Here is an 11,889-nt window from a genome sequence, read left to right as displayed (position 1 = left end):
GTCCCTGATGTCCTGGATATTTCTTCTTTTTGCCGGTTTGCTGGAAATCGTCTGGGCAGTTGCCATGAAGCAGTCTGCTGGATTCACGCGGCTTTGGCCAACCGTTGTCATGGGGGGCGCGATGCTCGGTTCGTTCGGTTTGCTGGCCCTTGCCATGCGCTCCTTGCCACTGGGAACCGCCTACGTGCTGTGGACGGGTATCGGCGCGGTCGGTGCGTTCCTGGTTGGCGTGATGTTTCTGGGCGAGGCACTGACCCCGCTGCGTGTCATCGCGGCAACGCTGATCGTGTCCGGCATGGTCGCAATGAAACTTGCGTGACCGGCCCGTTGTTGACGCAGGCACCCACGGTGGGCAGGCTGGTACCATCCTGACCACCGCAACCAACGAGTGCCGCAACATGCTGACCGATGACGACAAGCGCCTGATGCGCGTGGCTTACCAAGAAGCCAAAGCCGGTTTCGATGAGGGCGGTTGCCCGATCGGATCTGTACTGGCTCGGAATGGCACGATCATCTCGCAGGGCCGAAACCAAAGGGTTCAGCAGGGGGATCCGATCGCCCATGGCGAGATGGATGCGCTGCGCAAGGCCGGGCGGCAGAAGACGTACAGAGATACAGTTCTGTATACCACCCTGTCTCCCTGCATGATGTGCGCCGGAACGATCGTTCAGTTCGGCATCCCACGCGTGGTCATTGGTGACACGAAAAACTTCGGCGGCAACGAAGATTTCCTGCGCGACCGCGGGGTCGAGGTAGTTTTGGCCGAAGACCCGGACGGCATCGCCCTGATGCGCAGGTTCGTGACTGAACAGCCCGAGCTTTGGGCCGAGGACATCGCGGACTGAGCGTGCGTCGACTGGTCAGGCCTGTTCCAGCGCGGAAATGATGCCCGAGAAATCGCGTGCCTTCAGGCTTGCACCGCCGACCAGCGCGCCGTCCACGTTTGACACTCCGAAAATCTCCGCCGCGTTGTCCGGCTTGACCGAACCGCCATAGAGCAAACGAACCGACCGGCCGACACCTTCGCCAAATCGCCGTTCAAGTCTGGCGCGAATGAAATCGTGGACTTCGCCGATTTCTTCCAAAGTAGGAACCTTGCCGGTGCCGATGGCCCAGATCGGTTCATAAGCCACGACGAGGTTCTCTCCGGTGGCAAGGTCGGGGATCGATCCGGACAACTGTCCGCCAATGATATCGAGCGTATTGGCCGCTTCGCGCTGTTCAAGACTTTCTCCGACGCAGATGATTGCGGTCAGGCCCGCGTTCATGGCCGCCCGGGCCTTGGCGCGGATATCGTCGTCTTTCTCGCCGTGGTCTTCGCGCCGTTCCGAATGCCCGACGATTACGCTGGTCGCGCCGGCGTCTTTCAGCATCTCGGCGCTCAGATCACCCGTATGGGCGCCCGAAACCTCGGCGTGGCAATCCTGTCCGCCGATGGCGACGCCCGAGCCTTGCACGGCTTGCGCGGCCCGGTGGATCAAAGTGGCCGGAGGGCAGATCAGAATATCGACCGTCGGAGAAGGGTGCGTTGCAGTCAGCGTGTCCAACTCGGACAGAGCAGCCCCGGTTCCGTTCATTTTCCAGTTTCCGGCTGCCAGTCTGCGTCGCATAGCGGGGTCTCCGTGATCTTTCGTGCGTTTCTATCCAGTTAGCACCCGGATCAAGGCCTGACAATTGCGCTTGGGTGGCCGCGCGTTGGCGAGTCGCGCGACGGATCGATCCGGGCGGACCCAACCAGGCGGTGCAGGCGGCAGTTCACCTGCCCGCAAACGGTGCAGGCTTGGCGTGACTCAGCGCTGTTCGGCCAGGTTTTCGTCGAACTTGATCGACTCGCCGCAGCCACAGGCATCGACGACATTGGGATTTTTGAACTTGAACCCGGATTCCAGCAGTGAGACCTCGTAGTCGATCTCGGTTCCGAACAGAAACATCTGAGCCATCGGAGCAATCATGACCCGCGCCCCATCCTGTTCGACCACTTCGTCATGCGGGTCCGGCTGATCGACATACTCCATGGTATATTCCATACCGGCGCAGCCACCTTTCTTGACGCCAATCCGCAGACCGGCATGGCCGCCCGACGTCATCAGGCGGAGGATCTGCTCTGCAGCTTTGGGCGTCATCGTCACGGCCTGTTTGCCGGGAATGCCGAACATCGTCGTCTCCATTTTCGCGCGTTATACCTAATCTAAGGCCCCAAGGGCCCGGGCTCAAGAGAGTGCGGTGCCACAAGTTTGCTCATCGCCGGTTTTGACCGTACCGTACGGGCAGAGGGTAGGGTTTGCCGATGAGATCGAATTGACAGCAGAACAAGGTGGGTTTCGATGATGTTGCGGATTTCAAATAAGATTGGCTTTTGCCGGCAGGTTGCGTTTCTGGCTCTTCTGGTGGCCGGTAGTGCCGTTCATGCAGCGGGCGATCAAAAGCGGCACCCGGTGAATTGCTCGACCGCCGAAGGCGACCTGCGTGCAATTGCGGCGGAAAAGAAACATGCCGAGGATCAGCAGGCGGAAAGTGTGGTCGCGATCACGCCGGCCGGGGCGTTGCTTGGATTGATCTCTGGCACAGAGCAGAAGCGGTTGCAGATGCTGTCGGGTGACTATGTCAAGAAACTGGACGACCGCGCCGCCGAGATCAAAGCACAGTGCAACGTGAACTGAGTGTACCTCAGAGAGTAAAATAGGGCCGCTCTCGGGCAAGAACGGCCCAGTATTGCAGAGCCTCGGCAGGGGGGGCGGTAGACGCTCAAACGTGGTCGCCATTGACTACTGGAGCGATATTTGAGTTGCCGAGTTCCTATGACGGGTCCGACTGCGAAGCCCGCGTTGTAATTGTTGCGCAGCAACGTAACGGTTCGACGACCGATCCGTGACAACTGGGTTTCAGGTTTGTGACAATTCCCACGCGCTCAGCGCGACAGGCCCTTACATAAAGCCAAGTTCCAGCCGGGCTTCGTCGGACATCATCTCCATGCCCCAGGGTGGTTCCCAGGTCAGTTCGACATCCACCTCCTTGACCCCGGCAACGGGCTCGATGGCCTCGACGATCCAGCCGGGCATGTCACCGGCCACCGGGCAGCCCGGAGCGGTCAGGGTCATGATGATCTTGACTGCGTTGTCGCTGCTGATGTCGATCGTGTAAATCAGTCCAAGGTCATAGATATTGACCGGAATTTCAGGGTCATAGACAGTCCTGCAGGCCTCGACCACGGATTCGTACAGAGGGTGCTCAACGGTCGAAGGCGCAATCAGGGGCGTGCCTTCAAGCTGTTCGCTGGGGTGGGTCATGAATGCCTCGGGTTGTTACCTGAGCAATTATATAGGGAAAGCTGAAGGCAGCGTCCAGAGGGGGTAGGGCGCCCCGCTACAGGGCGCCGCACCGGTCAGTCGTTGATGTCGTGGTCAAACGTCCTGACTTGCCCATGTGGCAGCGCGAACATGCGCCGCAGAACGAGCCATGCGATCAACGACAAGGTGGCGAAGATCAAAAGCAGGACAGGCAGGTTCGGTGCTAAGCCGGGGATGACCAGAAGGATGCCGGTGATAGCCGCCCCGATAGCGAAGCCAAGGAAGATGAAACCTGGCAAAGCCACTTCCAGAATGCCCAGCGCCAGTGCGGCTGCCAGCCATACCCACCACGTCAGCCAGAACGGATCCGCCATCATTTGCCTCCTTTGAGCATTTTGAAGGCGTCGCCAAACGCTTCGAGCGCATTTGCGGGCACGACGATCGTCTGGCTGCCTCCGCTTTTGCCCATCGCATTCAATGCCTCAACTTGCTTCAGCGCAACCTGATACTGGGCGGCTTCGATCCCGTTGTCCTGGATGGCCTTTGCGACGACGCCGGTTGCATAGGCTTCCGCGTCCGCCTGCACGCGACGTGCCTTGGCGGCTTGTTCCGCCGCATACAGATCGGCGTCGGCCTGCAGTTCGACCGCGCGTTTCTGGCCCTCGGCTTCGGTTACCTGAGCGCGACGGGCGCGTTCGGCATTCAACTGCTGAAGCATGGCGTCGCGGGTCGCCTGGTCCAGGTTCACGTCCAGAATTTCGGCGCGGGTTACCTCGATCCCCCAGTCGTCAACCGCGGTTTCGACGCTTTCTTGAATGCGTTCAATCAGTTGCGCGCGATTTGACTGAACCTCGTCCAGGTCCATTTTGCCGATTTCGGCCCGCACGATACCAGCAACGGTCGTTGCGATGGCGCCGTCGACGTCGCGAATGCGGTAAACGGTCTTTTCCGGCTCGAGGATACGGTAGAAGACCGATGTATCGATCTGCACCAAGACGTTATCCTTGGTGATTGCGTCCTGCGTCGCATTGGGCAGCTGACGTTCCAAGATGGATATCTTGTGGCGGGCAACGTCCAGAAAAGGAACGATAAAGTTGATCCCGGGGCCCAGCACAGAGTGCAGGCGTCCGAACCGTTCGACCACATATTTCTCGGATTGTGGAACGATCTTGATACCCTTGAAGATGATGACGACAACCAAGGCCGCCCCAAGCAGGTAGATGATGTTCGATGATAGCAGTCCGATGATCTGGTCTTCGGTCATTTCTGTCCTCATTTTTTGTGTACAATGGTATACACTTGGGGATTGAAGGGCTGAATTTCAACTCAGCTATGAAATGAACCGAACAGGATATCCATGCAAGGTAATTGGGACAAAGCACGGAGATTTCGGGTTGTGGCTGCTTTGCATCCGCCGTTGATTGCGCTATCGGGGCGAAATGAAACTGATTATCGACACAGACCCCGGCATCGACGATGCCATGGCGATCGCCTACGCCGCCGCCGCTCCGGAAATTGACCTTATTGGCCTGACTACGGTCTTTGGCAATACGCATGTCCAGCAGTCCAGCCGGAACGCGCGGTTTCTGGCTCACAAGCTTGGGCTGGACATACCTGTAGCGCAGGGCGCAGCGTTTCCATGGGAAGCTGATGCGCACACGCCCTCTCGGCACGTGCATGGGGATGAGGGTTTTGGCGATGTAATCGATGTGCCCGAGATCGGCGCGAACCACGACCTGAGCGCAGCCGAGTTTCTGGTCGAGATGGCCCGGCGCTACAAGAAGGACCTAACGGTGTGCGCGGTTGGGCCGCTGACCAACATTGCCAATGCGATGCGTCTGGATCCGGATTTCGCTGAGAACATCGGCCAGTTAGTCATTATGGGCGGTGCAGTCTTCTGTCCTGGCAACATCACCGATCACGCCGAGGCGAATATCTATCACGATGCGAAAGCCGCAGACGAGGTGTTCGCTCAGCCCGCTCCGACGGTTCTGGTCGGCCTGGATGTGACCTTGAAAACGCTCTATCGCGCGGCTGATTTCGGGGAACTGGCGCGACGCGCGCCTGAAATCGGTGGATTTCTGAACGATATCTCACAGTTCTATCTGAATTTCTACCGCGATGTCGCCGGGTTGGATGGCTGCGGTCTGCATGACTCGACCGCAGTCATCGCCTGTTCGCACCGTGCGATGTTCGAAATTCAAGAAACAGGTTTGAAAGTGGTAACCGAAGGGCCCGAGGTTGGGGCAACCCGGCCGGACCCGTCTCGCCCACCGTTGCAGGTGTGCTGTGACGTCGTTGGTCAGCAGGTGGTGGACCTGTTCACGCAAAGGGTTGCCAGCTTGCCCTGACGGGTTGCATTGGCCGGGCAGATCGGGCAAAGCCTGCCCGGTTCAGCGACCCGAGGCGATGACATGACCCAGCGTTTCTCATTCGAATTGAAGGCCACCGACGGCAAGGCCCGCACCGGCGTGATCCACACGCCGCGGGGCGAAGTGCGGACGCCGGCCTTCATGCCCGTGGGCACGGCCGCGACGGTCAAGGCGATGATGCCCGAAAGCGTGCGGGCGACCGGCGCCGATATCCTGCTGGGCAACACCTATCACCTGATGCTGCGGCCCACGGCCGAACGGATCGACCGTCTGGGCGGGCTGCACAAGTTCATGAACTGGGAGCGCCCGATCCTGACCGACTCGGGCGGGTTTCAGGTGATGTCGCTGGCGGGTCTGCGCAAGCTGACCGAGAAGGGCGTGACCTTCAAATCGCATATCGACGGGTCCAAACACAAGCTGACACCCGAGCGGTCGATGGAGATCCAGCGCCTGCTGGGATCGGACATCGTGATGTGCTTCGACGAATGTCCCGCCTTGCCCGCCGATCGCGACCGGATCGCCGAGTCGATGCGCCTGTCGATGCGGTGGGCCGAACGGTCCCGCGAGGCCTTTGGCGATCGGCCCGGCCATGCGCTGTTCGGGATCATGCAGGGCGGGTTGGAGCGCGACCTGCGCGAGGAAAGCGCCGAGGCGCTGAAGGCCATCGGGTTCGAGGGCTATGCCGTTGGCGGTCTGGCCGTTGGCGAGGGGCAGGAGGCCATGTTCGACTGTCTGGATTATGCACCCGATTTCCTGCCCACCGACAAGCCGCGCTATCTGATGGGCGTGGGCAAGCCCGATGACATCGTGGGTGCCGTTGCGCGCGGGATCGACATGATGGATTGCGTGCTGCCGTCGCGCTCGGGGCGGACGGGGCAGGTGTTCACCCGCCGCGGCGTGGTGAACATCAAGAACGCCCGCCATGCCGACGATCCGCGCCCGTTGGACGAACAGTGCACTTGCCCGGCCTGCTCTAATTACTCGCGTGCCTATCTGCACCATGTATTCCGGGCCAACGAGATGATCTCGGGCATGCTGCTGACCTGGCACAATCTGCATTATTTCCAAGAGATCATGCAGGGCATGCGGGACGCCATCGCCGCCGGTGCATTCGAGGCCTGGCAGGCCGAGTTCCATGCGCAGCGGGCGCAGGGTGATATCGAGCCGCTCTAACGGGCGTGTTGGGCTGCCCAAGCCAAAATCAGTGGATATGTTGTCGCGATGCCTTGCAGTCGGGGAAACCTCGGGCCATTCTGATTGGCACAGGTAAGGCGACGAGGTTGAAATGGGGCGGTCCGCGCCCCACCTTTATCGTCCGAGAAAGGAGATGGCCGACGGCTGCCTGAAACAGGGGTCAGTGCCATCTTGCCAATGATAAGGATAGAGCATGCAAGAGCCTCTTAATTCCTCATACCCCGTTCTGCCGCTGCGCGACATTGTCGTGTTTCCGCACATGATCGTCCCGCTGTTCGTGGGGCGTGAAAAGTCGGTGCGCGCGCTGGAAGAGGTGATGCAGGATGACAAGCAAATTCTGCTGTCCAGTCAAGTCGACCCTTCCGTCGACGACCCGACCCAGGACGGTATCTACCGCAGCGGCGTTCTGGCAAATGTCTTGCAGCTGCTCAAGCTGCCCGATGGCACGGTAAAAGTGCTGGTCGAAGGGCAGGCCCGCGTCAAGATTTCGGAATTCATTGAGAATGAAGAATTCTTTGAGGCCCGCGCCGAATACCTGACCGAAATTCCCGGCGACGTAACGACGACGCAGGCGCTTTTGCGTACCGTCGCCGATGAGTTCGAGCGGTACGCCAAGGTTCGCAAGAACATCCCGGAAGAAGCCCTGACCGCTGTCAGCGAGACAACCGATCCGGCGAAACTGGCCGATTTGGTTTCCGGTCACCTTGGCATCGAGGTCGAACAGAAGCAGGACCTGCTGGAAACGCTCAGCATCAGCGAGCGTCTGGAAAAGGTCTATGGCCTGATGCAGGGCGAGATGTCGGTTCTTCAGGTCGAGAAGAAGATCAAGACCCGAGTCAAGTCGCAGATGGAGAAGACCCAGCGCGAATACTATCTGAATGAGCAGATGAAGGCCATTCAGAAGGAGCTGGGCGATGGCGAGGACGGCGCGAACGAGATCGCCGAGCTGGAAGCCAAGATCGCCGAGATCAAGCTTTCGAAAGAAGCCCGCGAAAAGGCAGAAGGCGAGCTGAAAAAGCTCAGGAACATGTCGCCGATGTCGGCCGAAGCGACCGTGGTGCGCAACTATCTGGATTGGATCCTGTCGCTGCCATGGGGCACCAAGTCTCGGGTCAAGAAAGACCTTGGCCGGGCGCAGCAGATCCTCGATGCCGATCACTATGGCCTTGAAAAGGTCAAGGAGCGGATCGTCGAGTATCTGGCGGTCCAGCAGCGCTCGAAGAAGCTGAAAGGCCCGATCATGTGCCTTGTCGGCCCTCCGGGCGTGGGCAAGACCTCGCTTGGCAAGTCGGTCGCCAAGGCCACGGGGCGCGAGTTCATCCGCATCTCGTTGGGTGGGGTGCGCGATGAATCCGAGATCCGCGGCCACCGCCGGACCTATATCGGCTCGATGCCCGGCAAGATCATCCAGGCGCTGAAAAAGGCGAAAACCACGAACCCGCTGATCTTGCTCGATGAAATAGACAAAATGGGGCAGGATTTCCGTGGTGATCCGGCTTCGGCCATGCTCGAGGTGCTGGACCCGGAACAGAACAGTACGTTCATGGACCACTACCTTGAGGTCGAATATGACCTGTCGAACGTGATGTTCCTGACGACGTCCAACAGCTACAACATGCCTGGGCCGCTTCTGGACCGGATGGAGATCATTCCGCTGGCCGGCTACACCGAGGACGAAAAGCGCGAAATCGCGAAGCAGCACCTGATCTCCAAGCAGGTGAAGAACCACGGGCTGAAAGCCAAAGAGTTCGAGCTGACCGATGATGCGCTGACCGCGATAATCCGCACCTATACCCGCGAGGCCGGTGTGCGGAATCTGGAGCGCGAGATTGCCAAGGTGGCGCGCAAATCCTTGACCCGGATCATCAAGAACGAGACCGACCGGGTTGTCGTGACGGCTGAAAACCTGCACGAGTTCCTGGGTGTGCCCAAGTTCCGGTACGGTTTGGCTGAACAGGATGATCAGGTCGGCGTTGTGACCGGTTTGGCCTGGACCTCGGTCGGTGGCGACCTGCTGCATATCGAGGCGCTGAAGCTGCCGGGCAAAGGCCGGATGAAGACCACAGGCAAGCTGGGCGATGTGATGAAGGAATCCATCGACGCGGCTTCGTCCTATGTACGGTCGATTTCGCCTCAGATCGGGGTCAAACCGCCGCAGTTCGACAAGATCGACATCCACGTGCATGTGCCTGACGGCGCGACTCCCAAGGATGGGCCCAGCGCCGGCCTGGCGATGGTGACTTCGATCGTGTCGGTTCTGACCGGTATCCCGGTCCGCAAGGACATCGCCATGACGGGCGAAGTTTCGCTGCGCGGCAACGCCATGCCGATCGGCGGGTTGAAGGAGAAACTGCTCGCAGCTCTGCGGGGTGGCATCAAGACAGTGCTTATTCCGGAAGAGAACGAGAAGGATCTGGCCGACATCCCCGACAACGTGAAGGAAGGGCTGGAGATCATCCCGGTCAAGCACGTGTCCGAAGTTCTGGAGCGCGCACTGGTGCGCAAACCTGAGCCGATCGAATGGGATGAGGCCGCCGAAGAAGCCGCGGCCGCAGCGGCCAAGGCTTCGGATAACAGTGGACCTTCAGCCACAGCGCACTGATCTGAAAACACCGAGAAGGGCGGGGAATAATCCCCGCCCTTTCTGATTCAAAGCCCGATTACAGGTTTTGCTGGGTCCAAAACTTCTTCCTCGGCTATGTAGAGCTGGAATTTCTCGGGCGGCAGGGCGGACCGGACTGCGATCCAGAAAATGGTCGATGACAGCAGGGTGCAAAACAAGATGTCCCACCCGAACGGGATCAGGTGCAGCGCGCCGTCTCCGAATTGACCAAGAAACGAGATCAACCCAAGTCCAGCCAGATAGGGCGCGAGCCACAAGGCCTGTTTGAGGTCCATCTGCTCTAGGCGTCCCCGAAACCGCGCCAAAAGCAGGAGCAGCCCGATCAGAAGGGTGATGCCCAGGCGCCAGACCGTATCCCAGCCGCTCCAGTAGACGATCAGAGTTGCAATCGCAAAGGCCAGCATCCCGACAAAACCAACCGCTGGAACGCGGATCGAGCGGGGCCTGTCTGGCAGCAGGCTGCGCAGGCACACAACGGCGATGGGGCCTACGGCGAAGGACAGGACGATAGCTGCTCCGTTCAGGGCGATCACCGTCTCAAAGGGAATGGTCAAAAGGAAAAGGGTGCCAATCACGAAGTTGAGCACCAGCGCCCAGATGGGCACGCCAAAGGCCGACAGATGCTGGATGCGCGCGGGCAGAAACCCGTTCTGCGACAGGGCCATCGCGATCCGCGCATTCGAACCGGTGGCCACGAGGGCGTTTCCGAACGGCCCGATCACCGAGCCGACGTTGAGGATGCTGATGAACCATAATATCCCGACGGACATTATGACTCCGTCCAAAGGGCCTTCTCCGGCAAAACTCAGCTTGGCCCAGCCCTGCGCCAGCATCTGAGGGTCGAGCGAGCCGATGAAAGCAATCTGCAGGCCCAGATAGATTGCCGCACACATGATGATCGACAACACCAGCGCCGCCGGAATGTCGAATTTCGGGTTTCGCACCTCGCCTGCCATGTCGACCACATGCCGGAACCCGATGAACGAGAAGATTACCCCACCGGTCGAAACGGCGGCCAGTATTCCCTTGAGCCCATACGGTGCGAACCCGTCGGGCTGCGTGAAGTTCTGGGCATTGAAACGTGAGAGGATCAGCACCACGGATAGCAGGATCGGAATAGCCACCTTTGCGCTTGTTATCATTGTGTTGACCCGCGCAAAGAACTTTACGCCCAGCATGTTGACCAGGACGAAGAACACCATGAATACCAAGGCTACAGCCTGTCCGGGCGTGGTCAGGTCACCAGATGGCGCATGCAGCCAGCGTGCATAGGGTGCGAGGTAGGACAGCATCGCCTCGACCTCGATCGGAGCGGTCGTGTTGTACCCGATCCAGGCAGTCCAACCCATCGTCATGGCGACGATGTTGCCGTGCGAAAACTGCGGGACCCGGGCGATCCCTCCGGGGATCGGCAACATGGCCGAGATTTCGGCGAATGTGATGGCCAGAATGAACATTGCCACAGCCCCGATTATCCAGGACAAAACGGCCGCGGGGCCAGCGTGCTGAACGGCCAGAAGCGGCCCGAACAGCCAGCCTGAGCCAATGATTCCTCCGACAGATATGAACGTCAGACCCACCAGGCCGATGTCGCGCTTTAGTTCGGCCATGCATGTCCCTGATTGCCATGCCGGTGCTGCACCGGCCCGAACTCAAGGATAGACGCCGAGTCTCATCCGTATCAAGCGTTGAAAAAGAGAGGGAATGGTGGGTGATAAGAGATTTGAACTCCTGACATCTTCGATGTGAACGAAGCGCTCTACCACTGAGCTAATCACCCGTAGGGCGGCGTATTACAGTGCTTTCTATCCGGCTGCAAGAGGGGAGGCATGCGGTTTTTTTCCATATCCGGACAAGACCGTTTGGGTCCTGTGACTGGGCTTTTTCCCTGTCCAATAGTTTTGAGCGTCTAACAAGTGGCGCAGCCCAAATGCGGTTAATACAGCGAGCCAGGTGCGCCAGATTGAAACCGAAACAAATGAAGTCTTGGTATGAACCAGACACTGATCGCTGAATTCGTCCCGGAACTAGGAAACGACTGCAACGTGGACGGCTATGAAAGCCAAGCGATTTGTGTCGAGGGGGATTTTGCAGGGCAATTGGTAGCAGTAGAATCTGCCGTCTGACTATTCGTTGGCAAGTTCGCCGTTTTGTTGCGGCTCGGCGATGGCAACCAAGGGTTAGGGTGTCTCCGCGCCGGCGCTATCCCAAAGGAGCATGCCAAACGCGCTCGGGAACAAATTTTCCGGTTCGTGCAAAAAACTTGAAAACGCCGCTTGACGATGCCCGGGCGTAGCCATAATACACCCCAACGTTCAGCAATGAACGGGCAGCGGGCGGTTGTAGCTCAGTTGGTTAGAGTACCGGCCTGTCACGCCGGGGGTCGCGGGTTCGAGCCCCGTCAACCGCGCCA

At 59.3% G+C, this 11,889-nt stretch carries 13 protein-coding genes and 2 tRNA genes; 8 read left to right on the top strand and 7 right to left on the bottom strand.

Translation table 11 applies throughout. The features are described 5' to 3' along the window. The first annotated feature begins 7 nt into the window (after positions 1-7). Complete coding sequence (locus AC2FNZ_RS17915; protein WP_170338823.1) at positions 8-319, top strand: DMT family transporter; 312 nt, start codon at positions 8-10, stop codon at positions 317-319. Continuing rightward, complete coding sequence (locus AC2FNZ_RS17910; RefSeq protein WP_496841468.1) at positions 312-845, top strand: nucleoside deaminase; 534 nt, start codon at positions 312-314, stop codon at positions 843-845. The genes AC2FNZ_RS17915 and AC2FNZ_RS17910 overlap by 8 nt, the downstream gene beginning before the upstream one ends. 15 nt (positions 846-860) lie before the next feature. Here AC2FNZ_RS17910 and tpiA read toward each other — a convergent pair whose 3' ends face one another. Both tpiA and AC2FNZ_RS17900 read right to left on the bottom strand, forming a co-directional pair. Then, positions 861-1,610: a triose-phosphate isomerase gene (gene tpiA / locus AC2FNZ_RS17905; protein WP_170338818.1), complete on the bottom strand. Its 750-nt coding sequence runs from the start codon at positions 1,608-1,610 to the stop codon at positions 861-863. Positions 1,611-1,790: 180 nt separating this feature from the next. Beyond that, the gene (locus AC2FNZ_RS17900) at positions 1,791-2,156 is read right to left on the bottom strand and encodes a HesB/IscA family protein (RefSeq protein ID WP_170338817.1); all 366 of its coding nucleotides are present in this window, start codon (positions 2,154-2,156) and stop codon (positions 1,791-1,793) included. A gap of 168 nt (positions 2,157-2,324) precedes the next feature. On the opposite strand from AC2FNZ_RS17900, the gene AC2FNZ_RS17895 reads away from it, so the two are divergent. Then, positions 2,325-2,660, top strand: a complete 336-nt coding sequence (locus AC2FNZ_RS17895; RefSeq protein ID WP_254441519.1) for a hypothetical protein — start codon at positions 2,325-2,327, stop codon at positions 2,658-2,660. Between the two features lie 264 nt (positions 2,661-2,924). Here the strand turns inward: AC2FNZ_RS17895 and AC2FNZ_RS17890 are convergent, their stop codons facing one another. The 3 genes from AC2FNZ_RS17890 to AC2FNZ_RS17880 form a co-directional block, all read right to left on the bottom strand. Next, positions 2,925-3,287: an SUF system Fe-S cluster assembly protein gene (locus tag AC2FNZ_RS17890; RefSeq protein ID WP_093961939.1), complete on the bottom strand. Its 363-nt coding sequence runs from the start codon at positions 3,285-3,287 to the stop codon at positions 2,925-2,927. 95 nt (positions 3,288-3,382) lie between these two features. Further along, complete coding sequence (locus AC2FNZ_RS17885; RefSeq protein ID WP_093962948.1) at positions 3,383-3,661, bottom strand: NfeD family protein; 279 nt, start codon at positions 3,659-3,661, stop codon at positions 3,383-3,385. Continuing rightward, positions 3,661-4,551, bottom strand: coding sequence for an SPFH domain-containing protein (locus AC2FNZ_RS17880; protein WP_496841467.1), 891 nt, complete (start codon positions 4,549-4,551; stop codon positions 3,661-3,663). The genes AC2FNZ_RS17885 and AC2FNZ_RS17880 overlap by 1 nt, the downstream gene beginning before the upstream one ends. A gap of 175 nt (positions 4,552-4,726) precedes the next feature. On the opposite strand from AC2FNZ_RS17880, the gene AC2FNZ_RS17875 reads away from it, so the two are divergent. From AC2FNZ_RS17875 to lon, 3 genes are all read left to right on the top strand, one after another. Continuing rightward, on the top strand, positions 4,727-5,638 hold the full coding sequence (locus tag AC2FNZ_RS17875) for a nucleoside hydrolase (protein ID WP_170339387.1): 912 nt from the start codon (positions 4,727-4,729) through the stop codon (positions 5,636-5,638). Positions 5,639-5,701: 63 nt separating this feature from the next. Further along, positions 5,702-6,832, top strand: a complete 1,131-nt coding sequence (gene tgt / locus AC2FNZ_RS17870; RefSeq protein ID WP_496841464.1) for a tRNA guanosine(34) transglycosylase Tgt — start codon at positions 5,702-5,704, stop codon at positions 6,830-6,832. A 214-nt stretch (positions 6,833-7,046) separates the two neighbouring features. Further along, the gene (gene lon, locus AC2FNZ_RS17865) at positions 7,047-9,455 is read left to right on the top strand and encodes an endopeptidase La (protein ID WP_496841463.1); all 2,409 of its coding nucleotides are present in this window, start codon (positions 7,047-7,049) and stop codon (positions 9,453-9,455) included. A gap of 47 nt (positions 9,456-9,502) precedes the next feature. Here the strand turns inward: lon and AC2FNZ_RS17860 are convergent, their stop codons facing one another. Both AC2FNZ_RS17860 and AC2FNZ_RS17855 read right to left on the bottom strand, forming a co-directional pair. Next, positions 9,503-11,086 carry an APC family permease gene (locus AC2FNZ_RS17860; RefSeq protein ID WP_496841461.1) on the bottom strand — a complete coding sequence of 528 codons (1,584 nt, stop codon included), beginning with the start codon at positions 11,084-11,086 and terminating at the stop codon, positions 9,503-9,505. A gap of 95 nt (positions 11,087-11,181) precedes the next feature. Beyond that, a tRNA-Val gene (locus AC2FNZ_RS17855) sits at positions 11,182-11,256 on the bottom strand. A gap of 211 nt (positions 11,257-11,467) precedes the next feature. Here AC2FNZ_RS17855 and AC2FNZ_RS17850 point away from each other — a divergent pair. Beyond that, on the top strand, positions 11,468-11,602 hold the full coding sequence (locus tag AC2FNZ_RS17850) for a hypothetical protein (protein WP_496841459.1): 135 nt from the start codon (positions 11,468-11,470) through the stop codon (positions 11,600-11,602). 210 nt (positions 11,603-11,812) lie between these two features. Then, positions 11,813-11,889, top strand: a tRNA-Asp gene (locus tag AC2FNZ_RS17845).

It is taken from the genome of Ruegeria sp. SAZA006 (genome assembly GCF_059613465.1).
The sequence above is the reverse complement of the archived record's forward strand: the minus strand, read 5'-3'. Positions and strand labels throughout refer to the sequence as shown.